General features: G+C 54.8%; 23 protein-coding genes. 12 read left to right on the top strand and 11 right to left on the bottom strand.

The window, feature by feature from the left end:
* Window positions 1-19: 19 nt before the first annotated feature.
* Window positions 20-916, bottom strand: a complete 897-nt coding sequence (locus ABIC79_RS09845) for a LysR substrate-binding domain-containing protein (protein ID WP_112150928.1) — start codon at window positions 914-916, stop codon at window positions 20-22.
* A gap of 117 nt (window positions 917-1,033) precedes the next feature.
* Here ABIC79_RS09845 and ABIC79_RS09840 point away from each other — a divergent pair, with 117 nt between their 5' ends.
* The 7 genes from ABIC79_RS09840 to ABIC79_RS09810 all read left to right on the top strand — a co-directional run bounded on the left by ABIC79_RS09840 (window position 1,034) and on the right by ABIC79_RS09810 (window position 8,873).
* Window positions 1,034-2,530: an MFS transporter gene (locus tag ABIC79_RS09840; RefSeq protein WP_015690393.1), complete on the top strand. Its 1,497-nt coding sequence runs from the start codon at window positions 1,034-1,036 to the stop codon at window positions 2,528-2,530.
* A 414-nt stretch (window positions 2,531-2,944) separates the two neighbouring features.
* Complete coding sequence (locus tag ABIC79_RS09835) at window positions 2,945-3,490, top strand: Csu type fimbrial protein (RefSeq protein WP_119262079.1); 546 nt, start codon at window positions 2,945-2,947, stop codon at window positions 3,488-3,490.
* Between the two features lie 62 nt (window positions 3,491-3,552).
* Window positions 3,553-4,071 (top strand): Csu type fimbrial protein, encoded by a 519-nt coding sequence (locus tag ABIC79_RS09830; protein ID WP_013576915.1) that lies wholly within the window; start codon window positions 3,553-3,555, stop codon window positions 4,069-4,071.
* An 8-nt stretch (window positions 4,072-4,079) separates the two neighbouring features.
* Complete coding sequence (locus ABIC79_RS09825) at window positions 4,080-4,625, top strand: Csu type fimbrial protein (RefSeq protein ID WP_013576916.1); 546 nt, start codon at window positions 4,080-4,082, stop codon at window positions 4,623-4,625.
* Window positions 4,626-4,644: 19 nt separating this feature from the next.
* Entirely contained in the window at window positions 4,645-5,442 is a 798-nt protein-coding gene (locus ABIC79_RS09820) for a fimbrial biogenesis chaperone (RefSeq protein ID WP_013576917.1), read from the top strand.
* A gap of 18 nt (window positions 5,443-5,460) precedes the next feature.
* On the top strand, window positions 5,461-7,908 hold the full coding sequence (locus tag ABIC79_RS09815) for a fimbria/pilus outer membrane usher protein (protein ID WP_121019722.1): 2,448 nt from the start codon (window positions 5,461-5,463) through the stop codon (window positions 7,906-7,908).
* A complete protein-coding gene (locus tag ABIC79_RS09810; RefSeq protein ID WP_013576919.1) occupies window positions 7,905-8,873 on the top strand; it encodes a Csu type fimbrial protein in 969 nt (322 codons plus the stop codon). The genes ABIC79_RS09815 and ABIC79_RS09810 overlap by 4 nt, the downstream gene beginning before the upstream one ends.
* 56 nt (window positions 8,874-8,929) lie before the next feature.
* On the opposite strand, the gene ABIC79_RS09805 is transcribed toward ABIC79_RS09810, so the two are convergent.
* Window positions 8,930-9,409 (bottom strand): cold-shock protein, encoded by a 480-nt coding sequence (locus ABIC79_RS09805; protein WP_013576920.1) that lies wholly within the window; start codon window positions 9,407-9,409, stop codon window positions 8,930-8,932.
* Between the two features lie 109 nt (window positions 9,410-9,518).
* Window positions 9,519-10,172 (bottom strand): DNA oxidative demethylase AlkB, encoded by a 654-nt coding sequence (gene alkB / locus ABIC79_RS09800; RefSeq protein WP_119262082.1) that lies wholly within the window; start codon window positions 10,170-10,172, stop codon window positions 9,519-9,521.
* A gap of 137 nt (window positions 10,173-10,309) precedes the next feature.
* Here alkB and ABIC79_RS09795 point away from each other — a divergent pair, with 137 nt between their 5' ends.
* A complete protein-coding gene (locus tag ABIC79_RS09795) occupies window positions 10,310-11,128 on the top strand; it encodes a shikimate 5-dehydrogenase (protein WP_013576922.1) in 819 nt (272 codons plus the stop codon).
* Window positions 11,129-11,189: 61 nt separating this feature from the next.
* Here the strand turns inward: ABIC79_RS09795 and gudD are convergent, their stop codons facing one another.
* The 6 genes from gudD to dgt form a co-directional block, all read right to left on the bottom strand.
* Window positions 11,190-12,527, bottom strand: coding sequence for a glucarate dehydratase (gene gudD / locus ABIC79_RS09790; RefSeq protein ID WP_013576923.1), 1,338 nt, complete (start codon window positions 12,525-12,527; stop codon window positions 11,190-11,192).
* Between the two features lie 28 nt (window positions 12,528-12,555).
* The gene (locus ABIC79_RS09785) at window positions 12,556-13,899 is read right to left on the bottom strand and encodes an enolase C-terminal domain-like protein (RefSeq protein WP_013576924.1); all 1,344 of its coding nucleotides are present in this window, start codon (window positions 13,897-13,899) and stop codon (window positions 12,556-12,558) included.
* Complete coding sequence (locus tag ABIC79_RS09780) at window positions 13,896-15,269, bottom strand: MFS transporter (protein WP_013576925.1); 1,374 nt, start codon at window positions 15,267-15,269, stop codon at window positions 13,896-13,898. The genes ABIC79_RS09785 and ABIC79_RS09780 overlap by 4 nt, the downstream gene beginning before the upstream one ends.
* A gap of 226 nt (window positions 15,270-15,495) precedes the next feature.
* On the bottom strand, window positions 15,496-16,656 hold the full coding sequence (locus ABIC79_RS09775; RefSeq protein ID WP_013576926.1) for a CdaR family transcriptional regulator: 1,161 nt from the start codon (window positions 16,654-16,656) through the stop codon (window positions 15,496-15,498).
* A gap of 238 nt (window positions 16,657-16,894) precedes the next feature.
* Window positions 16,895-18,346: a serine endoprotease DegP gene (degP, locus tag ABIC79_RS09770; RefSeq protein ID WP_013576927.1), complete on the bottom strand. Its 1,452-nt coding sequence runs from the start codon at window positions 18,344-18,346 to the stop codon at window positions 16,895-16,897.
* A 207-nt stretch (window positions 18,347-18,553) separates the two neighbouring features.
* Window positions 18,554-20,068, bottom strand: a complete 1,515-nt coding sequence (dgt, locus tag ABIC79_RS09765) for a dGTPase (protein ID WP_015690399.1) — start codon at window positions 20,066-20,068, stop codon at window positions 18,554-18,556.
* 183 nt (window positions 20,069-20,251) lie between these two features.
* Here dgt and mtnN point away from each other — a divergent pair, with 183 nt between their 5' ends.
* The 3 genes from mtnN to ABIC79_RS09750 all read left to right on the top strand — a co-directional run bounded on the left by mtnN (window position 20,252) and on the right by ABIC79_RS09750 (window position 22,339).
* Window positions 20,252-20,956: a 5'-methylthioadenosine/S-adenosylhomocysteine nucleosidase gene (gene mtnN / locus ABIC79_RS09760; RefSeq protein WP_013576929.1), complete on the top strand. Its 705-nt coding sequence runs from the start codon at window positions 20,252-20,254 to the stop codon at window positions 20,954-20,956.
* The gene (gene btuF / locus ABIC79_RS09755; RefSeq protein ID WP_131638344.1) at window positions 20,956-21,768 is read left to right on the top strand and encodes a vitamin B12 ABC transporter substrate-binding protein BtuF; all 813 of its coding nucleotides are present in this window, start codon (window positions 20,956-20,958) and stop codon (window positions 21,766-21,768) included. Before mtnN ends, btuF begins: the two co-directional genes overlap by 1 nt.
* A gap of 325 nt (window positions 21,769-22,093) precedes the next feature.
* A complete protein-coding gene (locus ABIC79_RS09750; protein WP_015690401.1) occupies window positions 22,094-22,339 on the top strand; it encodes a hypothetical protein in 246 nt (81 codons plus the stop codon).
* Between the two features lie 107 nt (window positions 22,340-22,446).
* Here the strand turns inward: ABIC79_RS09750 and erpA are convergent, their stop codons facing one another.
* Window positions 22,447-22,806 (bottom strand): iron-sulfur cluster insertion protein ErpA, encoded by a 360-nt coding sequence (erpA, locus tag ABIC79_RS09745; RefSeq protein ID WP_013576932.1) that lies wholly within the window; start codon window positions 22,804-22,806, stop codon window positions 22,447-22,449.
* Between the two features lie 88 nt (window positions 22,807-22,894).
* Entirely contained in the window at window positions 22,895-24,358 is a 1,464-nt protein-coding gene (gene clcA / locus ABIC79_RS09740; RefSeq protein WP_041673167.1) for a H(+)/Cl(-) exchange transporter ClcA, read from the bottom strand.
* Between the two features lie 186 nt (window positions 24,359-24,544).
* Here clcA and hemL point away from each other — a divergent pair, with 186 nt between their 5' ends.
* Window positions 24,545-25,825 (top strand): glutamate-1-semialdehyde 2,1-aminomutase, encoded by a 1,281-nt coding sequence (gene hemL / locus ABIC79_RS09735; RefSeq protein WP_013576934.1) that lies wholly within the window; start codon window positions 24,545-24,547, stop codon window positions 25,823-25,825.
* Window positions 25,826-25,885 lie beyond the last annotated feature (60 nt).

The raw sequence follows: 25,885 nt of genomic DNA, 5'->3' as shown, positions 1-25,885 counted from the left end.
GGCCTTGTGCCCCGTTTTTTTATGCGGATGTGATATCTCCCAGGACCTGTTTTTCGGTCAGAAAATCAATAAACACCCGCACTTTTGGCAGCATATGGCGGCTGCTTGGCCAGACCACCGAAAACTTCCCGCCTTCTTTTAAATACGCAGGCAGTACCGAAATAAGCTCACCGGATTCAAGATATGGCCGCACGATGAATTCCGGCACATACGCCAGTCCCAGTCCCTGTATCGTCGCCTGTAAAATCGACTCCAGATTATTACTGCTCAGTGCCAGCGGCAGTTCCGGCGGCGTCACGCTGGTCATCTCCCATTCCTGCCATTGTCCGTTGCCCGGAAAGCGGTAGCGCAGACAAGCGTGCTGATAAAGGTCGTCAGGCGTAAGCGGCGCAGGATGCCTGGCGAAATAATGTGGCGCGCCGACAATCGCAAAACGAAACGGCCCGAGGCGGCGCGACATCATCTGCGAACTGTTCAGTTCGCCGCTGCGGATGGCGATATCAAATCCTTCATCAATGACATCCACCATGCGATCACTGAAATCCAGATCCAGCTCAACATCGGGATAACGCTGACGGAATTCCGGCAAATGCGGCAGCAGTATGCGATAGCCGATAGCCGGCGCGGTGATACGTAATTTGCCGCGCGGCACAGCGGAGATCCGTACCAGTTCCTGTTCTGCCTCTTCCAGTTGCGAAACAATATGCTGGCAGCGTTCAAAAAATAGCTGGCCCTCATCGGTCAGGCTGATACGCCGCGTACTGCGGTTGAAGAGTCGCACACTGAGTTTTTCCTCAAGGCGCGCCACGCTTTTCCCCACCGCCGAGGCCGAAATGCCCATGCGCTCCGCTGCTGCGGCAAAACTCTGACTTTGGGCAGCGCGAACAAAGGCCAGCAGGCCGTTGAGATTTTCCATTTTCACTCCTGTTTATTCGAGCTATTTAGTCCGCAATCCTCGGACTTACAACCTGTTTCCGCCATATTCAAGACAATTTATCATCACTGTTATACCCCAATATCAGGAAAGCGAACAATGACCTCATCTTCATCAGGCAGCCTGCAGGTGCTATTTACCGTGTGTCTGGCGGCGGTAATTTTGCCGCTCAATTTTGTCAGCGGTGCGGTGGCAACACCCGCCATTGCCCGTGAACTCGGCGGCAGCGCGCAGGCACTGAGCTGGATCACCAATTCGTTCATGCTCACATTCGGCTGTTTTCTGATGGCGGCCGGGGCGCTGGCCGATGAACTGGGGCGCAAAAAAGTGTTCGTCAGCGGCGTTTCTCTGTTTGCGCTGTTGTCGTTACTCCAGGCTTTCAGCAGCAGTTTGCTGTGGATTGATTTACTGCGCGCCGCGCAGGGTATTGCTGCTGCCGGTGCGCTGGCCGGTGGTGCGGCTGCTCTGGCGCAGGAATTCGATGGCGCAGCGCGTACCCGGGCTTTCAGCCTGATGGGCAGCAGTTTTGGCGTCGGACTGGCCTTCGGCCCCTTTCTCGCGGGCGTGCTTATCGCAAACTTCGGCTGGCGTTCGGTGTTTTTCTCCGCGACGGTGATTGCCGTTCTTTCCCTGATAACGGGCGCCGGAAAAATGCGTGAAACGCGGAATCCGCAGGCATCCGGCATCGACTGGCCGGGGACGCTGTCCTTTACCGCCATGCTGGCATTGCTGACCTGGGCGCTGATGGAAATTCCACAGTCTGGTCTGCACAGTACACGGGTACTTTCCCTGCTGGGAGGCGCGGCACTGTTGCTGGCGGTATTTGTGGTTGTTGAGCTGCGGGTGAAAAACCCGATGCTGGATTTATCCCTGTTCCGTTATATCCGTTTTATCGGTGTGCAGGCACTTCCGCTGGCGACGGGTTTCTGTTTCGTGGTGCTGCTGGTGGTGTTGCCGATGCTGTTTATCGGGGTCTCCGGACTGAGCGAAGAACGCGCCGGGCTGATGATGATGGCACTTTCTGTCCCGATGCTGATTGTGCCACTGCTGGCCGCGTGGCTGACGCGCTGGATTTCGGCAGGCGTGTTGTGCACATCAGGTTTGGTGATTGCCGCCGCCGGTTTGGGCTGGCTCAGTCAGGCGGTGCTGGCGCAGGATGTCACAGGCATGATTGCGCCGATGGTGGTTGTCGGCATCGGTACCGGTTTGCCATGGGGGCTGATGGATGGACTGTCGGTGAGCGTCGTGCCGAAAGAACGGGCGGGCATGGCAACCGGCATTTTCAGCACCACACGCGTGGCCGGAGAAGGCATCTCGCTGGCGATTGTCGGCGCTATTCTGTCGATGTTAACGCACAACGCACTGGCGGCTCGCTTTACCGGCGATGCGATCAGTCCGGAGGCCATCAGCCAGGCGGCGCAACGGCTGGCGACCGGTAATCTTACCGTGGCACAGCAGCTTATTACACAAGCCAGTACGGCACAGCTTCAGCAGCTTTATGCCGTCTCATTGCATCCCTTACTGTTGTGTCTGATGGCGATTACGCTGTTCTCTGCGCTGCTGGTGTTGCTGGCGCTGCGCGGTAAACATCAGTAGCACTGTTAACCAATCGCGGAAAGAAACCCATGTCCATACAAAAGTAAATGTTAAACACCTTCATCTTTTTGTTTAGGTAACACAATAATTAACCAATAAAAATCAATATAAACAGGATTAAAATTTTATAATTTGTAATTTATAGAATTTTTATCCTTATTGACAAAAATAATGAAAAGAGTCCCTTAAGGTAAATTTATTAACTTATATTTAACCATGACTGCGTTTTTCATCATGCACATAAGGTCAGGGCTCCGCTCCGTTGTGAAGGGAAAACATAATACCCGGCCTGCACGCTGTTTATTACCGGCTTTTCTTGCCGTTTTTTTGCGTTAACTATTAACCACCAGAGGATTTCCACATGCAACGCCGTTGCATGAATACACATCCGTGTAAGTTATTTTGGGAGTCATCATGGGCGAAAAAAAATCATTATTACTGGCCGTGCTTTCTGCGGCGACGCTGACTTTAGTCGCAGGTGCACAGGCCGCCGGTACCTTAACAGGCCAGGTAGGCGTTCAGCTCACCATCAGCACAGGTTGTACTGTCGGTAACGGCACATCAACGGGGGGAACCAACCAGTGGGGTACGCTGAATTTTGGTAACTACGCGGATCTGACCAGCGTTATTAACGGGACCGTATTCGGCGCTGACGGCACCGGTGCCGTCACCATCGCCTGTAGCACAGGACTGACCCCGACGCTGTCACTGAACGGCGGACTGGCGGCAACCGGCGGGCTGCGTGCCATGACATCCAGCGGCAACAGTATTCCTTACCGCCTCTATTCCGATACCGCACGTACCACCGAAATCGCGATTAATACGCCAATTACGCTCACCACAGGGACCACGGCGCAAAATATCCCGATTTACGGTCGAGTACTGCCTGCTGACCAGACCAGCACCACGCCGGCTGCAGGAACCTATAACGATACCGTTGTTGCCACTCTTTCCTGGTAAGCGTTTTTCCCTCAGCGCCGGTTCCGGCTCTGACTGGCTTTCGGTTCAAGGAAGGAAAAATCATGGACATCAAGGTACTGCGGCTACTGCCTGCCACCCTGCTGGTGTCGGTGCAGTTGCACATTCCGCTGAGTCAGGCGGCAACAATAGGCATCAGTGCCACGTTGCTGCCCGCCTGTGAAGCGGGAACCACGACGTCCGGCAGCACCCGTTTCGGTACGCTGAATTTTGGCAATTATGCGTCGCTCAGCAGCGCGGTGAATGCTACCAGCACACAACTGGCGGGTTCGATCCGCGTAAAATGTGTGAGCGGGCTGACCTACAAAATTGTCATGGATGGCGGCAGCAGCGGTGTGGTTACCGCCCGCAGAATGGTCAATACCACCAACAGCGCCGAGACGCTGCAGTACAACCTTTACACCTCGGCGGCACGCACCACCGTGTGGGACAACACCACCGGCGTCAGCGGCACCGGTAACGGCGCGGATCAGTGGAGCACGGTCTATGGCCGCGTTCCGGCACAGACCACCCCTGCCGCCGGTGTTTATCAGGATACGGTGAATGTCACCGTATCCTGGTAGAGGTGACGATGCCTGCCAGACTGCGTTTTCCGCCCGTGTTATTACCGATGATGTTATTGCTGCTGATATTGTGCAGTTCAGCGCGTGCCGCCACGGCAACCACGACGTTTACCGTTTCGGCGACCCTCACCAATGGCTGCGTATTTGGCAGCTCGCTTGCCAGCCCGATCTCCAGTCTCGGCACCCTCAACTTCGGCTCCCTGTCGGACATCACCAGCAACGTCGATATTGTCAGCAGCACGGGCGCAGGTTCCGTGGTCGTCACCTGCACGCCGGGTACCTCCGTCAGTATTGCCATGGATTACGGCACTCACGGTGGCACCGCCACACGCCGCTATATGCAAAACACCACCAATACCGATCTGCTGGGCTACCAGCTTTTCCGCGATGCCGCCCGCAGTCTGGTCTGGGGCAATGGCGCGCTGGTGATGTCCATCCCCAGTTTTCCGGATACCTCGCAAACCTACCCGGTTTATGCACGTTTATACGCTGTGACCCCTCTGCCTTCCGCCGGGACGTATACCGACACCGTCACTGTCACGTTAACTTATTGAATCATCAGGATATAAAAATATGAAGACACTGTTTCTACGCCTTTTCACTACCGCCGCATTGCTCGGTGCCTTTCTGTCTTGCGTGAACGCACAGGCTGCCAGTTCGGTGCTGGTCTGGCCGGTCTATCAGATTATTGAATCTGATCAGAACGGATCTGCCCTGTGGCTGGAAAACCGTGGCGCAGAACCGGTGTCCTTGCAGGTGCGCGTACTGGCCTGGAAGCAGGAGAATTTTAACGAGAAGTATGCCGATCAGACCAACGTGGTCGCCAGCCCGCCATTTGCTACCGTGCCACCGGGGCAGCGTCAGTTGATCAGGCTTATCCGCAACACGCCGGTGCCGGCCAATACCGAGCAGGCGTATCGCATCATTATTGATGAAATCCCTTCTCCGCTGAACGACTCCGCGCAGGGGAAGGACAAAGCGGTCGTCGGTCTGCAATTGCAGATGCGTTATTTACTGCCGCTGTTTATGGATGGCGGCAATTTGTGGACCAACGATCGCGCGGATATCAAACGCGACCCTTCCACGGCGACGCGTCCGATCCTCAACTGGCGTACGGTGTCCGAGGGCGGGAAAACCTATTTGCAGGTGGGTAATACCGGCCTCGTCCATGCACGCCTGAGTAACGTTTTCTGGTCGGCGACGGGTAACCAGAAACAAGGCGTAAAAACCATGGTGGGCGGCTTTATGGGTTATGTATTGCCGGGACAACAAATGCGCTGGCCAGTGCCCGCAGGTGTGACGCCAGGGGCGCAACTCAATGCGCAGATTGCCGATAACACCCAACCGATTGTCATTCCACGCGGCCAGTAACAGCAGGAGCCGCAACGAATGACAATCAGACGTCTTCTCCGGGAAGGTCATCAGCGACCGCTTTATTTCCGGAGAAGCCTGTGCCTGATATGCCTGAGTACGTTCAGTGCACAGGCGCAGGAATATTCTTCACTGCCTGATGCCCCGCGTGCGGCACCAGTGGTCACGGACGCCATGTTTTATCTGTCGGTTGTGGTCAATGGTCAGACGGATAATCAGGTCGTGCCGGTGACGTATCGCAATAACGCCTACTTCGTCGAAGCCGGTGTTCTGGCGAAGAATCACATCCACATTAATGGCCGGCAGGGGCTGATCAATGTCGGCGAATTGCCGGACGTAAAAGCCAGATACGATTCGGCCACCCAGCAACTGGTGTTAACGGTGCCAGATGCCTGGCTGCCGAACCAGAATGTCAGCGGCGATCCGCTGATGAATTACACGCCGTCGCAAAGCAGCACCGGCCTGTTGTTTAACTATGATTCGTACTACACCGATCCGCCCGGCGGTGCGAAGTCTGTCGCCACCTGGATGGAGCAACGGTTATTCAGCAGCCTCGGACTGGTCACCAATACCGGCACTTACCGCTACAACATTGATAACGCCGACAACAGCAACGGCGGCCAGACCACGCAGGACGGTTATCTGCGTTACGACACCTTCTGGCGTTTCACCGACGAGAAAAATCTGATCAGCTATCAGGTCGGGGATTTCGTCAGCGATTCCCTGACGTGGAGTAATTCGGCGCGGATGGGCGGCCTGCGTATCAGCCGTAACTTTGGCGTGCGTCCGGATCTGGTGACCTACCCGTTGCTGCAATACAGCGGCACGGCGGCGGTACCGACCACGGTTGATTTGTTTCTGAACGGCTACAAGGCCAGCAGTAATAACCTCAATTCCGGGCCTTTTACCCTGACCAACGTGCCGTATATCAATGGCGCCGGTGAAGCGACGATCGTGACCACCGATGCGGTCGGACGTCAGGTCTCGACCAGCGTGCCGTTTTACGTTTCCAACACGTTGCTGCGCAAAAGCCTCAGCGATTTCGATTTCTCGCTCGGGGCTGTACGTAACAATTATGGCGTCACCAACGGCGACTACTCAGATGCCGCATTCAGCGGGATTTACCGATACGGGCTGAGCGATTACCTGACGCTGTCCGGCCATTCCGAAATCGTACAGGGTCTGGCGCTGGGCGGATTGGGCACCGATATCGCGGTCAGCACCTGGGGCACTCTGAGTGTTTCAGGCAGCCAGAGTAAAGCCGACCGTGCGCGGGGCGAGAACGTGACCGATAAAAAAGACGGCAGCCAATACACGCTGGGCTATTCCTACTATTCGACGGTATTCAGCCTGTCTGCTCTGCGCTCAAAACGCACGGCGGGTTATCAGGACATCACGTCTTACACCAGCGACACGCGGTTAAGCCGTCAGGCAGATCAGGTGACGTTCAGCACGTCGCCGTTCGGGAACGCTAACGGCACGATGGGCATCGGGTATTACGATGTCGAAGCCTATGACAATTCGCATACGCGGCTGGTGAATTTTTCTTACAGCCGCTCGCTGTGGGGACAAAGCAGCATGTTTTTATCCCTCAATAAAACGCTGGGCGATACCGGCTACAGCGCGCAGTTGCAGTTCATCATTCCGATTGGCACCAACATCAATATGAATGCGGGCGTACAGCGCGACAGTGCGGGTAATTATCAGGAGCAAACCGGCGCCAGCAAGGCGACGCCCACCGACGGCGGTCTGGGCTGGAATCTGGCTTACAGCGGCGGCAACAATCCGTATCAGCAGGCCGACGCCACCTGGAAATCCCGCTACGCGACCCTGCAGGGTGGGTTCTACGGCAATCGGGGCGATTACACCCACTGGGCAGATCTGAGCGGATCCGTGGTGTTTATGGCGAACGACTGGTTCCTGTCGGATAAGATCAATGATGCCTTTATCGTGGTGGATACCGATCATTACGCGGATGTTCCCGTGCTGTTCGAGAATCAGAAAATGGGCAAAACCGATAAAAACGGCCACCTGCTGATCCCGACCGTCAGTTCGTATTATCCGGCCAAAGTGGAAATCGACACCCTGCCGCTGCCCGCCGACGTGGTCACCAGTAACGTCAATGACCGCATCGCGGTGAAACAAGGCAGCGGCGTGGTGGTGAAATTCAGCGTCGAGAAAGTGCTGTCCGCCAATATCACCCTGCATGACGCCGCCGGACAGCCGCTGAAACCCGGCACGCTGGTCACGGAACAAAACACAGAACAGACCACCGTCACCGGTTACGACGGGCTGGTGTACTTCTCGCACTTACAGGAAAACAACGTGCTGAATATCCAGACGGAAGATCATTCGCTTTGCCGGGTCAGTTTCACCCTGAACCCTGCCCGTCACAGCATTGAGCAGGTCGGCCCGCTGACATGCCCCGGCGGCACAGCGAAAACAACGGCAGGAGATAAATCATGAGAATTTTCAGGCAGCAGATGCATCGCGGATTATTGCTGATGCTGTTGCTGGGTACAACGTGGTGGGCAAAAGCGGGATGCACGACGGCGCCCGGGAGCATTACGCTGGGCACACAAAACTCGTTTGCAGTCAGTTCATCGCCGCTGATCACCTCAGGGGGCAGCGGATTAAGTTGTACTGGCGGGCTGCTTAACATCGCAGGCACCAATACCATCACCGCGTTTATCGGCGTGACTCAGCATCCCAGCAATTCGCAGCCCAGACTTTACAGCGGGACAACGGGGCAGTATTTACCCTACAGCCTGTGCAAGGATGCCAGCTGCAGTGCCGTTTATAATCAGGGCGATACCATCAGCTGGAGCAGCACCACGGCGCTGGGATTACTCGGCTTGTTTTCCGGCCCCAACAGCACCTTACCTCTCTACGTCCGGCCGGTCGCCATTTCCAATCTGGCCGCAGGCACTTATACCGATGTCATTCCCATCTCATGGACATGGAATATGTGTTCAGTGGCTATCGGCACCTTACTGTGTCTCGCAGACTCCGGTAACGTGTCGGGCAATGTCGCCCTGACGCTCAATGTCACCAATTTCTGTTATATCGACAGCGCGCCCAATGTGGGTTTCGGCAGTGCTGCACTGCCTTCCGGCCTGACCACAGTGGTGGCAAATACTATCAGCGTACGCTGCACCCTGAACGCCAGCTATTCCGTCAACCTGACCAGCAGCGTGCCGGTGTCCGGACAATACCGGCAGATGGCCTCCACCGTCGGCGGCACCACCCGTTATCTGCAATATCAGATATTTAAAGGTGACAGCACGGTATGGACGGCTTCCACCGACAGCAGCGCGACCGGCACCGGCACTTCACAATCGTTTCCGTATACCGCATCCGTAAATCTGGCGCAAAGCAATCAGCCCGCAGGTAACTACAGCGATATGGTGACGGTCACGGTGACGTATTAAGAAAGAAGGGAAAGCAGAACCGGTGCCACGGATGTGCACCGGTTTGAGAAGGGATGTTACAGCGCTTTCAGCGTCTTGACGGTGGCATCCACGTCAATTTCATCTTCAGTGAACACATAGGTGCTGTTCTGGAAAGTGGTGATCAGCAACTTTTTCATGGTGCGCATCTCCGCTTTTTTTTCTTCTTCCTGCGGGCGGATACGGTTCATCAACAATCCGACGGAAAGCACAGCGTTTTCTTTGTCGATTTTGGTTTCAGCAGGAACCTCTTCGTTAAACGCCAGGAAGGATTTGATGCTGGTGATTTTGATACGCTCACCGGCAATAAAGATGTATTTGCTCTCCGGCTCGACTTTCACCGCAAAGGCGGAAAGGCCTTTGTTGTTGGTGGTCGGCTCAAAGGTGACTGCCGCATCTTTTTTAATCAGCTCAGGGTTTGCAACTTTAATCACGTGGAAATAACGGTTATCGCCGTTTTCATCTTTGATAAAACCGAAACCTTTATCTTCAAACCAGGTTGTGATTACGCCGTTCATCGCTTACCGCCTAAGTAATTATTTATTCAACATGTCATTTTTTGCAGGGCGGCAGTGTAAAGCAGAATGCGGACAAAGTCCTGTGCTTTACGGCCTGATGCCCACGGAATTACGTCGCTTTACGGAACGTAAGATTAAACCGGTACGATCCGGTCAGCGGATGCTCGCCCGCTTTCAGTGGCAATACGCCGTGATAACGCAGCCGCGACGGGCCGCCCCACACCACAATATCGCCATGCATCAGCGGCACACGCTGGGTTTTATCACTGCGCTCCATGCCGCCAAACTGGAAAACCGCCGGTAAGCCCAGAGAGACAGAGACGATCGGCTGGCCGAAATCGTGCTCGTCTTTGTCCTGATGCAGGCTCATTTTCGCCCCCGGCTGATAGCGGTTGATCAGACAGGCATCCGGCTCGAAGCCTGCAAAACCCGCCTGGTCCGCCGCGCTCACGGCAAGCGAACGAAACAATTCCGGCATCGGCGGCCATTGCTGATGACTTTCCGGCGAGGTGGCCTGGTAGCGATAACCCGCCCTGTCCGTCACCCAACCGACATCACCGCAATTGGTCATTGCCACCGACATCGCATAACCGCCCGGCGTGGCGCGATACTGAAAAGGCACCAGCCCGGCGATCCGGTCGATTTCCGCCAGCAATGCGACATCCTCTGCCAGCGCCGCACCGCGCAATACCACCGCGCCCGGGCACAGTTCTTCGCGCCAGTTGGGGTGAAAATCGGGGTGATCAAACAAGTCCAAATTCATATCAGCCTCCGTGTTCACGCATCTGTTAAGTATAACAGCCGATTTGAGACAGAGGCAGATTGTCGGGGCGGATCGTTTCAGCTAAGGTTCATTAAGAGGCCGTAAGGTCATAAAGAACATCTTAAAAGGAGAATGAAATGAGTCGGGAAATTAACAAAGACACGCAGTTGTGTATGTCCCTTTCCGGTCGTCCGGGCAATTTCGGTACCCGTTTTCATAACAGCCTTTATCAGGCATTAGACCTGAACTTCGTCTACAAAGCATTTTCCACCCAAGACATCGAAGCCGCGGTGAAAGGCGTACGCGCACTGGGTATTCGCGGCTGCGCGGTCTCGATGCCGTTCAAGGAAGCCTGCATTCCTTTCCTCGATGAGTTGGATCCTTCCGCGACAGCCATTCAGTCGGTGAATACCATCGTCAATGACGACGGCTTCCTGCGCGCCTACAACACGGATTACATCGCGGTCGCCAAACTGCTCGACAGCCATCAGGTGCCGCGTGATGCCGTTTTCGCCCTGCGCGGCAGCGGCGGCATGGGCAAAGCCGTGGTCGCGGCCATTCGTGATGCCGGTTTCAAAAAGGGCTACATCATTGCCCGCAACGAAGCTAACGGCCGTGCGCTGGCGGAAGAATACGGTTATGAATGGAAAGCAGAAGTCGGCGATGTTGCCGTGGATATGGTGGTGAATGTCACGCCAATCGGCATGGCGGGCGGGCCGGAAGTGGATTCACTGGCCTTTGAACCGGCGGTGATTGACCGCGCCAGCATCGTCTTTGACGTCGTCGCGCTGCCGGTAGAAACCCCGCTGATCCGCTACGGCCGCGAACACGGCAAGAAAGTGATTACCGGTGCGGAAGTCGCCACACTTCAGGCCGTCGAGCAGTTCGTGCTGTATACCGGTGTACGCCCTTCGGATGAACAGATAGAAAAGGCCGCGGCACACGCACGGGGCTGAGTTTCCTGTCAGAACGTAAAAAGCCTCTCACCGGAGAGGCTTTTTTATAGTTGCATATCACTTACCGCACCAGACACGGTTTTTTCGGATCAAACTTCCAGTCCGGCACCAGGAACTGCATGCCCTGCGCATCGTCACGGGCACCCAGTCCCATGCCTTTGTACAGCTCGTGCGCCTTCATCACCTGATCCATATCCAGCTCAACGCCCAGACCCGGTTGTTCTGGCACGCGCACCTTACCGCCTTTGATCTGCAACGGTTCTTTGGTCAGGCGCTGATTGCCTTCCTGCCAGATCCAGTGCGTATCGATGGCAGTGATTTTACCCGGCGCAGCGGCGGCCACCTGGGTAAACATCGCCAGTGAAATATCAAAGTGATTGTTAGAGTGCGAACCCCAGGTCAGCCCCCATTCGTGGCACATCTGCGCGACGCGAACTGACCCCTGCATCGTCCAGAAGTGCGGATCCGCCAGCGGAATATCCACGGATTTCAGCTGGATGGTATGCCCCATCTGACGCCAGTCGGTGGCGATCATATTAGTGGCCGTCGGCAGGCCGGTTGCCTGACGGAATTCGGCCATCACTTCGCGCCCGGAGAAGCCCTGCTCGGCACCGCATGGATCTTCCGCATACGCCAGCACACCGCGCAGTTGTTTGCCGAGCGCAATCGCTTCATTCAGCGACCAGGCACCGTTAGGATCAAGTGTGATCCGCGCCTGCGGGAAGCGTTGCGCCAGCGCCGTCACGGCTTCGGCCTCTTCGCTGCCAGCCAGTACGCCGCCTTTCAGTTTGAAATCATTAAAGCCGTATTTTTCATACGCCGCTTCCGCCAGACGCACCACCGCCGCCGGTGTCAGCGCCTCTTCATGGCGCAGGCGATACCAGTCGCAACTGTCGCCCGGCTGGCTCTGATAGCCCAGTGAGGTTTTGTTGCGGTCGCCGACGTAGAACAGATAGCCGAGCATTTCGACTTCATCACGTTGCTGCCCGTCGCCCAGCAATGATGCCACGGTGACGCCCAGATGTTTGCCGAGCAAGTCCAGCATCGCGGCTTCGATCGCCGTCACGACGTGGATAGTGGTACGCAAATCAAAAGTCTGCAAACCGCGGCCAGAGGCATCACGGTCGGCGAATTTTTCCCGCACGGCGGTCATCACATTTTTGTATTCACCCAGCGTTTTGCCAATCACCAGCAACGCCGAATCATCCAGCGTCTGACGAATTTTCTCGCCGCCCGGCACTTCACCGACGCCGGTGTTACCGCTGCTGTCCTTGAGGATCAGGATGTTGCGGGTGAAGAAAGGGGCATGTGCGCCGCTGAGATTAAGCAACATGCTGTCGTGCCCGGCCACCGGGATCACCTGCATGGAGACAATTTTAGGTGTAGATGAAGAGGTCATGCTTACTCCTTAGTGAATTCAGATTCCGTTAACCACGCCCCAGTGCCGGGCGCTTGCGATCGAATGTCCAGCCGGGGATCAGATACTGCATCGCGGCGGCATCGTTGCGCGCACCGGTCGGCAGTTTCCGGTGCAGCTCGTGGGCGCGATGGATTTGATCCATGTCGATCTCCACGCCCAGCCCCGGTTTTTCAGGCACTTTGATTTTCCCGTTCACAATTTGCAGCGGCTCTTTGGTCAGGCGCTGGTTGCCTTCCTGCCAGATCCAGTGCGTATCTATCGCCGTCGGCTTACCCGGTACGGCCGCACCGACATGGGTAAACATCGCCAGCGAAATGTCGAAATGGTTATTCGAATGGCAGCCCCACGTCAGACCCCACTCATCGCAAAGTTGTGCGACCCGCACCGCGCCATGCATGGTCCAGAAATGCGGATCCGCCAGCGGAATATCCACCGACTGCAACATCACCGCGTGCTGCATCTCGCGCCAGTTAGTGGCAATCATGTTTGTGGCGACCGGCAAACCGGTGGCACGGCGGAATTCCGCCATCACTTCGCGGCCGGAAAAACCTTGCTCCGCACCGCACGGATCTTCGGCATAGCTGAGGATACCGTGCAGGTCTTTGCACAGGTCGATTGCTTCATCCAGCAGCCACGCGCCGTTCGGATCAACCGTGATCCGCGCATCCGGGAAGCGTTTTGCCAGTGCTTTAACCGCCTCGATCTCCTGCTCGCCCGGCAGCACGCCGCCTTTGAGTTTGAAATCTTTGAAGCCATAGCGATCCTGCGCCGCTTCGGCCAGCCGCACCACCGCCTCACTGTTCATCGCTTCCTGATGACGCAGGTGATACCAGTCGTGATGGCTGCGTTCCCCTTCCTGATACGGCAAATCGGTTTTCTGCCGGTCACCGATATAAAACAGATAACCGAGCACCGTGACTTCGTCGCGCTGTTTGCCCGGCCCGAGCAGTTCACACACCGGCACGCCGAGGAATTTGCCCATCAGATCCAGCAGCGCGGCTTCCAGTGCGGCGACGGCGTTAACGCGCAGTTCGAACGTCCACGCACCTTTACCGAAAGAGTCAAAATCCGATGACTGATTGCCGACGTGGATCTGATGCACCAGCCGGTTCATGCGCGCCACTTCCTGGCCTTTCACCTGAGCAATGGCCTCCACCAGCGTGTTGTAAATCACCTCCCCGCCCGGCGCTTCGCCGACACCGGTGTTCCCGGCACTGTCCTTGAGGATAACGATATTGCGGGTGAAGTAAGCACCGTGCGCGCCACCAATATTCATCAGCATGCTGTCATGCCCTGCCACAGGAATGACCTGCATATCCGTGATAACCGGTGAGGATTGCGTACTCATCATCTTTCCCCTTTTACTGTGCCTGTACCGTGGTACGGGCGAAGCTGAATACGTTCGATTTTTCCGACAATAAACACGTAACTGACGACGGCGAGCAGTGCGTGGATGCCGACATAAATCAGCGCGCCGTTGAAGGAACCGGTGGTCCCGATAATGTAGCCGATAGCGATCGGCGTGATGATGCCGGAGACGTTACCGAACATGTTGAACAATCCGCCGCTCAGCCCGCTGATTTCTTTCGGTGCGGTATCGGCCATTACCGCCCAGCCCAGCGCACCCAGACCTTTACCGAAGAAGGCGAATGCCATAATGCCAACCACCATCCATTCGGTATCAACGTAGTTGCAGAAAATCATCGACATCGACAACAGCATACCGATCACAATCGGAGCCTTGCGCGACAGTGTCAGGTTGCTGGTTCTGCGCATCAGCCAGTCGGAGATAATTCCACCCAGTACGCCGCCGAGGAATCCGCAAATCGCCGGTACTGAGGCCACCATGCCCGCTTTAAGTATCGACATACCGCGCGCCTGAACCAGATACACCGGGAACCAGGTGATGAAGAAATAGGTCAGCGCGTTGATGCAGTACTGGCCGATGTAAATGCCAATCATCATGCGGGATTTCAGTAACTGTTTCATCTGGAAGGTTTTTTCGCCTTTTACGACGGCTTTTTTGGTGATTTTCTGATCCATATTGATCAGCGCACCACCGGCTTCCATGTAATCAAGTTCGGCCTGATTTACGCCCGGATGATCTTTCGGATCGTGGATCACTTTCAGCCAGATGAAACTCAGCACGATCCCCAGACCGCCCATGAAGAAGAAGACGTGTGACCAGCCCACTTCGTGCGTCAGCCAGCCCATGATCGGGGCGAAAATAACCGTGGCGAAGTACTGCGCTGAGTTAAAAATAGAGACTGCGGTGCCACGTTCCTGAGCCGGGAACCAGGCTGCGACGATACGGCTGTTGCCGGGGAAGGACGGCGCTTCGGCCAGGCCAACCAGAAAACGTAAAGCAAACAGCGATACCACAATGCCGAAGCCGCTGAAGACATCGACAAAGCCTTGCAGCAGGGTGAATAACGACCAGATGAAAATGCTGTAGAAATAAACTTTTTTCGAACCGAATTTATCGAGCAGCCAGCCACCGGGTATTTGCCCGATGACATATGCCCAGGAAAATGCCGAGAAGATATAACCCATCCCGACGGAATCCAGCCCGATATCTTTGGCCATCGCCGAACCGGCAATGGATAACGTGGCACGATCGCCGTAATTAAATGAGGTGACAATAAATAACATCACCACTATCCAGTAGCGCGCGTTAGTTCTTTTTTTGACGGCACTGGCTGCTGAAACGGTAGTTTCCATGGTGTTCTCCGGAATTAATGACAACGCCTCTAAACAGAGATAAAAGTCATTCCATTCACAGAACTGTAGGGTTCAGAGAGGAAGGAACGCAGCCAGTATATGAACAACATTCCCTTTACTCATTGGGCAATCAACCAAGCATAAATAGCCCTTTGCATTTATCCTGAGGCAAATGCCCAGCGACGTGCGAGTTGTTTCACAAAAAATGAAACGGCTGTGATGGCGGTCACAGATGGTTGTTATCTAATTGCAGGGCCACGTACAGCAATAAACGATCGTCGAAGTTCCCCAGATCCAGGCCGGTTAATTCCGAGATACGGTTGAGGCGATATTCCAGCGTATTACGATGAATATACAGTGCCTTAGACGTAGCGGTCGGCTGAACATTATGGTGGAACCACGACGTCAGTGTGCGGCGCAGTAATCCGTTGCCATCCGTCGCTTTCAGACGCGCCAGCGGACGCACCAGTTCATCGGCCTGCCAGCCGCCACGCAGGCTGTCGAGCAGCACGGGTAAGATCAGATCCTGATAGAAGTAACACCGCTGTTCCGGCATCCGCTGTTTGCCCACACTCATGGTGGTACGTGCGGTGCGATAAGAACGGGCGATGCTGCCAGGGCCGGTAAAAAAGTTGCCAAGGGAAATGCGCACGCGCAGACGACCAGTTTCGGTCATGCGCGACAGCAGATGATCAATGCGCTGGCGGTGGCCCTCTGGATCCCAGCGATCGTAGCTGTTCAGGGCCGGTTTCAGCACCACCATTTCGGTGAGGGAAACGATAGCGATCAGGTTGTCACGCTCCGGCGTGGTCAGTAAAGTTTGCAGTTGTTGCAGTTCTGCCATGGCAGAGTCCACACCGAGCTGTCCGCTGTCGACTTCCACCACCGCCGCGACACGTGGCCGGTTGAGGTCGATGCCCAGACGCTGCGCCCACTCCATCAGCGCCGGAGAGAGTTCATCCACACGAATCAGGTTAAGCACCAGTTCTTCCCGCAGACGGCTGTCCTGCGCCAGCATGTGCAGCAGACGCGCCTGTTCGAGCATCATTTCGGCGGTCATACACACCAGCTCGCCATACTGACGCAACTGGGACGGATTGCCCGTCAGGCCGATAACGCCCACGATCTGACCGTCAATACGCAACGGCAGGTTGATGCCCGGACGTACACCGTGCAAATGCCGTGCAACGCCCTCGTCGATGTCGACAATGCGCTCCTGCGAAATCGCCAGCAGTGCGCCTTCGTGCAATTCACCAAGACGCTGATCATCGCCGCTGCCGATAATCCGTCCGCGACCATCCATGACATTCACATTACTATCAATAATTTGCATTGTGCGGGCAACAATTTGTTGCGCCAGCTTTGCATCGAGATGATATGCCGACATGGAACCCCTGCCTTGCTGTTTTATCGTTGTTAAAACAGCATACTCAGGCCGCGATGCCCATACATTATGCAAATGCCCAAAGAGCGAAAGCACCTATTGAAGTTGCGGGGAATATCACATTTTTAAGCAAATGCCCAACCGGCCCGGCAAAATCCACATGATTGATGAGAGTCCCTGAAAGACAGGCAAAAAAAAAGCACGCCGGAGCGTGCTTTGTGTGAGGTATAGCAGGCGGAAATTACTGCGCCAGCAGGTAAATTGAGGTATCACCACGCTGAATATCCAGCGCCAGAACGTTTGGTTTGGTGTCGAGAATTTTACGCAGCTCGCCCAGATTGGTCACTTTCTGCTGGTTCACACCCAAAATGACGTCGCCTTTTTTCAGGCCGATGCGCGCGGCCGTTGAACCCGGCTTCACTTCATCGACTTTCACACCTTTCTGATCACCTGCCGCACCGTTACTCAGTTCAGCCCCTTCGATGCCGGTATAAATGTTGCCGGATTCGATTTTCGATGTCTGAGTGCTTTGCTCAATGGTCACGTCAACGTTCATCGGTTTGCCTTCACGCAGCAGGCCGAGCGTCACTTTGGTGCCGATTGGCAGGGTGCCGATATCAGCACGGAACGAGGCGAAGCTGCTGATCGGTTTACCGTTCATGCTCAGGATCACGTCACCGGCTTTAATGCCCGCTTTCTCTGCGGCAGATTTCGGCATGACCTGACTGATGAATGCACCGCGCTGTGCGTCAACTTTCATGGCTTTCGCCAGTTCGGAGTTCAGCTCGGTCCCCATGATGCCCAGCTCGCCGCGTTTCACCTGACCGAATTCGATCATTTGTTTGGACAGGTTTTTCACCATGTTACTTGGGATCGCAAAACCGATACCGATGTTGCCGCCGTCCGGTGCCAGGATCGCCGTGTTAAGGCCAATCAGTTCACCATTCAGGTTCACCAGCGCACCACCGGAGTTACCGCGGTTGATCGCGGCATCCGTCTGGATGAAGTTTTCGTAGTTCTCAATATTCAGGCCGGAACGACCCAGTGCAGAAACGATACCGGAAGTCACGGTTTCGCCCAGACCATACGGGTTACCGATAGCCACGGTGTAATCGCCCACACGCAGTTGTTCGGAATCCGCCATCTTAATGGCCGTCAGGTTTTTCGCATTCTGTAACTGAATCACCGCGATATCAGAACGCGGGTCCTTGCCGATGACTTTGGCGTCGAACTTACGGCCATCGTTCAGCTGTACGCTGATTTTGGTTGCGTTATCAACAACGTGGTTGTTGGTAACCACATAACCTTTGTCGGCATCAATGATGACGCCGGAACCCAGCGCGCGGAAATCTTCTTTCTGTTCAGGCGCAGGCTGACCGTCAGGCCCCTGACCGCCGCCCTGACACACCGGAGAACCCTGGAACGGCGAACCGTCCTGGCACAGCGGCGAATTCTGACCAAAGAATTGCTGGAACTGCTGACCCATGCGTGGTGTTTTTACCGGCGCACTGCCTTCAACGTTGACGCTCACCACCGATGGCATCACTTTTTCAAGCATAGGTGCCAGGCTAGGAAGCTGAGTGGTGCTGGTGCTGGAAGACGCAGTTTCAGCAGCCAGTGCAGAAGAAACCGGGGCCATTGCCATACCGATGCTTAACGCTAATGCGCTGAGGAATAAACTCGATTTTTTCATTTTTCAGGATCTCTTAAAATTATTGTGGCAACCAAAATAGTCGCATTGCTTGGTAGTCGTGATACTGAGATGGTATTAATAGCGTGAAGTTCATCAGGGTCGAAATGACAATGGTAAAAAATTATTGTCAGCATTTACAAATGGCGTTTTTTCAAACAGTTCCGTAAAGAAAATTAAAGAGAGTTCAATTTGTCTTTTTAAAACAAATTACTCAGCCGCCATGAGTCTTCTGTATTCATCGTATGCATAAAGGTCAGTCATTCCGCTGATATAATCCTGAATCATTCGCGCACGGTAATAAAACTCCTGCGCGGCATGTTCCGCGACCGGTAATCCTTCCAGCGCCGCCACGGCATTGTTGTAAGCCAGACGATGTTTGGCTGAAATCTTATGCAGCAGACGGGTTTCAATCGGATATTTCCTGTGCGTATCCTCCTGAACTAGCTGGTTAAAATCGGTCAAAGGCATATCCAGCAACGGGCTATAAATATCAAGTAATCCGCTGATCACCCGATAGCCTTGTAATTCCAGCTCCTCCACTTCGTGATGATTGAATACCTGTTTGAAGGCCACCGCTTTATAAATCTCTAACAACCGGTTGGCCTGGCTGTCATCTTCCAGCAACGCATGATTAAAGGTACCCTGATAAATATCTTCTATATTATCAATGAACCGGCGGGCAGCATGCGGCACCAGTTGTTTCACTGTCTGAACGCGCAGTTCCATAAAGAAGTAATCCACCGGATTACGGAACGTTTTCGCTTTATCCATTTTCTCGTAAGCAGTGCGAACCACTTTATCGAAGAAGTCATTTTTCTCTATCGCGCCCCACTCACGGCACAGATAATTATAAAGCTGTTCCACGCTGAAAATACTTTTCTCAACCGCATCTTCCAGATCGGCAATGCAGTAAGAAATATCATCGGCCGCTTCCATAATGTAGGTAAGCGGAAAGCGGTTAAATTCACCCAGCCCGAGTTCAGTGCGCAGTTTTTTGATGAACGGCTCTTCCGCCAGATAAAAACCCGGTTTTTTCATCAGGTAATCATGCGAAGGAAGTTTAGTCATTGAATACGCAGGGCGGGTATATTTCAGAATGCAGGCGGTCTGGCTGTAAGTCAGATTGAGTTTCAGCAAGGTGAAGACCAGCCGGATGGCCTGCGCATTGCCTTCAAAATTAGACAGGTCGTAGCGGATTTTACTGCGCAGCTGGTTCAGTTCAGCATCGTCTGGCGTCAGGCGCAAACACGTCACCAGACAGGCATCCGTTTCCTGTGGTGTTTCGCCGCAACCGGCGGTGTCCATCCGCTTAGCAAACCAGTTGTTAATGGCGGATTCACCAAAATGCCCAAATGGCGGATTACCGATGTCGTGCATCAGGCACGCCATTTCTACCACGCTTTCAAAGGGATCGGTCACCTCGTCCAGCCCGTAAGCCTCAAGCTTGTTCTGCCTGCGCAAACGGTGGAGGATCTCTTTGGCGATGTGACGGCCAACCTGCTGAACTTCAAGGGAATGGGTCAGACGACTGCGGACGGCAGCATTTTTCTCCAGCGGAAAAACCTGAGTCTTTTGTTGCAGACGGCGGATGGCAGCCGAGTTGATAATGCGCCCGCGATCGCTTTCGAACTGACGGACGACATCATAGTCATCGCGTGCCTCGATCGGGGCGCTGAAAGGACGCTGAAAATTGAATTTCGTTTTAAAATCGATCCCGGACATGATTTCCCACCTTTTCAGCCACTCACACATCAAACCGACGCGCTTTTTGCAGTAGCAACCTGCACCCCAAACGGATTATTTCTTACCTTTAGCCATGATAGACTATCGCACATTGTTTTCGTGATTAAACCGTCAATTCCGCACACGCTGCGGCTCATTCCAACCACATCTGCGAGTATTCATATGAAAGTAGGCATTATCGGTGCAATGGAGCAGGAAGTGACCCTGCTGCGCGACAAGATTATCAACCGTCAGACTATCGAACGCGCAGGCTGCGAAATCTATACTGGCCAGTTAAACGGTGTGGACGTGGCGCTGCTTAAATCCGGCATTGGTAAAGTGTCTGCCGCCATGGGCACCACATTGCTGCTGGAACATTGCCGTCCTGACGTGGTGATCAATACCGGTTCCGCAGGCGGGCTGGCGAAAACCCTGAAAGTCGGTGATATCGTCGTGTCTGATGAAGTGCGTTATCACGATGCTGACGTCACCGCGTTTGGCTATGAACCGGGCCAGATGGCCGGTTGCCCGCCTGCGTTCACTGCTGATCCGGCGCTGATTGAACTGGCAGAAAACTGTATCCGTGAACTCAACCTGAACGCCGTACGCGGTCTGGTTTGCAGTGGCGATGCGTTCATCAATGGCGCAGCGCCTCTGGCACGTATCCGCGCAACCTTCCCGAATGTTGCTGCTGTCGAAATGGAAGCCGCGGCTATCGGTCACGTTTGCCACCTGTTCGGTACCCCGTTCGTGGTCGTTCGCGCAATTTCTGATGTTGCTGATGGTGAATCCCACCTGAGCTTTGAAGAATTCCTGGTGGTTGCCGCACAGCAATCCACCCTGATGGTAGATGCGATGCTGACAGCGCTGGCGGCTGGCGAAGAATAATGATGCGCCGGTTCGGCCTCATACTGAGTTGCCTGCTGCTGCCTGTGGCAGCAACTGCGGCGCCGGCCCAACGGGTGATCAGTCTGGCACCCAATCTGACAGAACTGGCATTTGCCGCCGGTCTGGGCGATCAGGTAATCGGAGTTAGTGCTTACTCCGATTACCCGCCACAGGCCAGCAAGCTTGAGCAGGTGGCGAACTGGCAGGGAATCAACGTCGAACGTATTGTGACGCTGAAACCTGATGTAGTTCTCGCCTGGCGTGGCGGTAACCCGCAACGTCCGCTGGATCAGCTGATTTCGCTGGGTATCCACGTTATCTATCTTGATCCGCAAAATGCGGAACAGGTGGCACAAGCGCTGGAACAACTTGCGGCGTACAGCCCTTCTCCGGAAAGCGCAAAACGCGCCGCTGCTGATTTTCGCCAGCAATGGCAGGCGCTGAAGCTGAAATATCATCGCCAAAAGCCGGTTTCTGCCTTTATTCAGTTCGGCACCCAGCCGCTGTTTACTGCCGCCGCGACCACAATGCAAAGTGAAGTGCTTAACGTCTGTGGTGCAAAAAATATTTTCGCCGACAGTCGTGTGCCCTGGCCTCAGGTCAGCCGGGAACAGGTTTTAAGCCGTCATCCTCAGGTTATTGTTATATCGGGCGGAAAATCACAAAAACAGGTGATCGAGGATTACTGGCGTTCCATGCTCAGCGCGCAGGTTATCGCACTGGATCCTGACTGGTTCAGCCGCGCCGGGCCGCGTATTCTTCTTGCCGCACAACAACTTTGCCCGCAGCTTGCAGCCTTGCCTCAGGGGTGAATGCTTACTAACTATTTAGCCATGCCCCCGCGAAATACCGGCATGGCGCTTTTCCGAATTGTTGCTTTATTAACCGAAATCAATAATTCTGCCCTGTCATCTGGTAACATGTCCGGCGTAAAATCCTACGTACGTTGCCAGCCCTCGATTTAACATTATCTCTTTGTATTACAGACGAAATAATAAGAATAACGGCGCGATACACGATAAAAACGTGACTTATTTCCCGATCATAAGAAATCTGGATTAAAGGCCGTAAAATTTAGACCGATAACCTTTTCAGCCAGGCTGATTTTGTTGAACTACACCAGCAGGAATAACAATAATGAAAGCTCTTTTACTCAGTGCGCTGCTCGCACTGATCCCGCTGTCGGCTGTTGCGGGCATGGCGGGCGGTCAGATTGGCGTCAGCCTGACCATCCTGCCGGGTTGCAAGATTGATGCTGCGCGCACAGGCACTTCCGTCATCTGCGCCAGCCACACGATGATGCAACCGCATATCAGCGAAATCATGCTTAATGCCGTGCCGGGAATTAGCATCGGTTCGAAGCTGGTGACTGTCGAATGGTAACCCCCTTGTGAATGCTCACTTACCTGAGCACCCTGTTCACACCGACGGTTTCAACATAAAAAAAGCCCGTCTGCATAGCAAACGGGCTTTTTCTTTAAGACGGATATTTAGATACTAAAGGAAGAACCGCAACCGCATGTCGTTTTTGCATTCGGGTTGGTCACCACAAAACGTGAACCTTCCAGACCTTCGGTATAATCCACCGAACCGCCAACCAGATATTGCAGGCTCATCGGGTCAACCACCAGCGCCACACCGGCTTTTTCGATGGTCATGTCGCCGTCATTAATTTTGTCGTCAAAGGTGAAACCGTACTGGAATCCGCTGCAACCCCCACCGGTGATGTACACGCGCAGTTTCAGGTTCGGGTTTTCTTCGTCGGAAATCAGGTTTTTCACCTTACGCGCCGCGGCCTCAGTAAACTGTAACGGCAACGCGGTTGTTTCATTCAACAATGCTTCACTCATAATTTCTCACTCCCAATCCGCATTTGTTCAGGCCGCCGGATTGACTGTCTGAATAATATACTCATTATCTTATACCTGAGTTAATGCTTCAAGTATGGGCATTTTTGGCTGCGCTGTCCTGCTTATTGATGCCTTCAGCGGCGATCTCACCCTGCGCTTTTTCCGCGTTCTCACGTTCCTGCCTCTGTAAGGTGCGGGTCAATATGGCGGAATACAAGGGCTTACCCCCCAGAAATTGCGCCAGCAGGGTCGCGCCCAGGCAGGTAATGATCATCGGTAAAATCAGCTGATAATTATCGGTCATCTCCAGTACCAGCACGATACCCGTCAGCGGTGCACGCACGCTGGCGGCAAATAACGCGCCCATCCCGGCGATGGCAAAGGTGGCAGGCTGAATATCATATTGCGGAAACCAAGCCAGCGCGGCGGTGCCGAATGCGGTGCCGAGCAAAGTGCCCAGCGCCAGCATCGGAGCGAAAATCCCGCCCGGTGCGCCGGAGGCAAAGCACAGCAGCGTAGTCACCACCCGGACAACAAAGATCACCAGCAACATCATCAGGCTGTATTTTCCTGCCGCCGCCAGCGGGATCAACGCAAATCCGCCACCGGTGACTTCCTGATGCACCAGCCCGAGCAGGCCGCAGAATCCGCCCAACATGCCGCCGATGATCAGGATTTTTCGCAGATTTCCGCCATGCACACGGGCAAACATATCCTGTGTGCGGAAAATCAGCGCATTGAAACTGACGCCGACCACACCAAAGACCATGCCCAGCACCAGATACAACCACAGCGTATTGAGCGGCGCACTCGCCAGCCTGCCGACTTCAATCACCGCGCCGTCGCCGTTAAAAATACGGAAAACGATACTCGACATGATCACGCCGATAAACACCGCTTTTATCGAGATCAGGCTGTAACGGAACTGCAGGCGCATCTCTTCGAGAATGAACAGGATACCGGCGAGCGGTGCGTTAAATGCCGCAGAAAGCCCGGCCGCCGCGCCGGTAGCCAGCAACGAATGCCGCGCCTCCGCGCTGCGCAGCCGGAAAATATCGACCATCATTTTCCCGACATTCGCGCCCATCTGCACGGTTGGCCCTTCCCTTCCCAGCACCATACCCGCACCCAGCGTGCCCATGCCGCCAAAGAATTTCACCGGGATCACCCGCCACCAGCGCACCGGCCGTAATTCCTCCAGTGCGCCTTCGATTTCAGGGATCCCCGAACCGCCCGCTTCAGGCGCATAACACCGGACCAGATAATAGCCGACCATCGCCAGCGCGGCAGAAAACACAAATGTCAGCGGCCACAGCAGGATCCAGTAATCATTGAAGACGCCCAGCCCGGCAAGCCGGACCGCCATCACCCAGTTCACTGCTTTCTCAAAAGCCACGCCGAGTAAGCCGGCAACCGTACCGACCACTGCGGCGACCAGCAAAATGGTGACCGGCGTTTTATCACGACGCAGTAAAAGGCGCAGGATTTCGCTGCGTTTGCGCGGGCCGCGCACGGGCGCATCCGCTAAAATTTCAGTGTCTGATTCATTCATCTCAGAAAGGGAAATATAAAAAATGTTATGGAAGATGGATGGATTTAATCATACAAATTGCCGTCCTGACAGGATCTGCAACAAAATGCCGCACGGTTAGCGGTTTGATAACGCCGCTCAGTTCACTAGAATGGGCGCATAAATCTTTCCGTGACATATTGAACCCAGCAATTCAGGAGCCGAATAATGAGTAAGTCAGAAAGTCTGTTCACGCAGGCGCAAGCGCTAATCCCGGGCGGTGTTAACTCGCCGGTACGTGCCTTCTCCGGCGTTGGCGGCGTCCCCTTATTCATCGCGCGCGCTGACGGCGCTTTCCTGTTTGATGCCGATGGTAAAGCCTACATTGACTACGTGGGTTCATGGGGACCGATGGTGCTTGGCCATAACAACGCCGAAATCCGCAATGCGGTGATTGAGGCGGCTGAGCGCGGCCTGAGCTTTGGTGCACCGACCGAGATGGAAGTGAAAATGGCCGAGCTGGTGACCGGCCTGGTGCCTAGCATGGACATGGTGCGTATGGTGAACTCCGGCACCGAAGCGACGATGAGCGCGATCCGTCTGGCGCGTGGTTTCACCCATCGCGATAAAATCGTTAAATTCGAAGGCTGCTATCACGGCCACGCCGACTGCCTGCTGGTGAAAGCCGGTTCCGGCGCGCTGACCCTCGGCCAGCCGAACTCGCCGGGTGTCCCGGCTGATTTCGCCAAACATACGCTGACCTGTACCTATAACGATCTCGATTCCGTCCGTGCTGCATTCGAGCAATTCCCTGACGACATCGCCTGCATCATCGTGGAGCCGGTCGCAGGCAACATGAACTGCGTGCCGCCATTACCGGAATTCCTGCCGGGTCTGCGCGCAATTTGTGATGAATTTGGCGCACTGTTGATCATCGACGAAGTGATGACCGGTTTCCGCGTCGCACTGGGCGGTGCTCAGGAGTATTACGATGTGATGCCTGACCTGACCTGTCTGGGTAAAATCATCGGCGGCGGCATGCCGGTGGGCGCATTTGGCGGACGCCGCGACGTGATGGAAGCGCTGGCACCGACCGGTCCGGTTTATCAGGCAGGCACGCTTTCCGGTAACCCGATTGCCATGGCGGCCGGTATTGCCTGCCTGACGCAGGTCGCGCAACCGGGCGTACATCAGACCCTGACCGAACGCACCACCCAACTGGCCGAAGGCTTGCTGGACGCGGCGCAGAAAGAAAATATTCCGTTCGTGGTGAACCACGTCGGCGGCATGTTCGGGCTGTTCTTCACCGATGCAGAAACCGTGACCTGCTATCAGGACGTGATGAAATGCGACGTTGAGCGTTTCAAAAAGTTCTTCCATCTGATGCTGGAAGAAGGCGTTTACCTGGCCCCTTCCGCCTTCGAAGCAGGCTTTATGTCTCTCGCGCATACGCCGGAAGATATTCAGCGCACGATTGATGCCGCACGACGTTGTTTCGCTAAGCTTTAAGCGCCAGTCAAGTCCGCTCCCTCCCCTGCGAAGGGGAGGAACTAAGGCCGCGTCCAAAGA

It is taken from the genome of Rahnella sp. 2050 (assembly GCF_040544515.1).
Classification (GTDB): domain Bacteria; phylum Pseudomonadota; class Gammaproteobacteria; order Enterobacterales; family Enterobacteriaceae; genus Rahnella; species Rahnella aceris.
The sequence above is the reverse complement of the archived record's forward strand: the minus strand, read 5'-3'. Positions and strand labels throughout refer to the sequence as shown.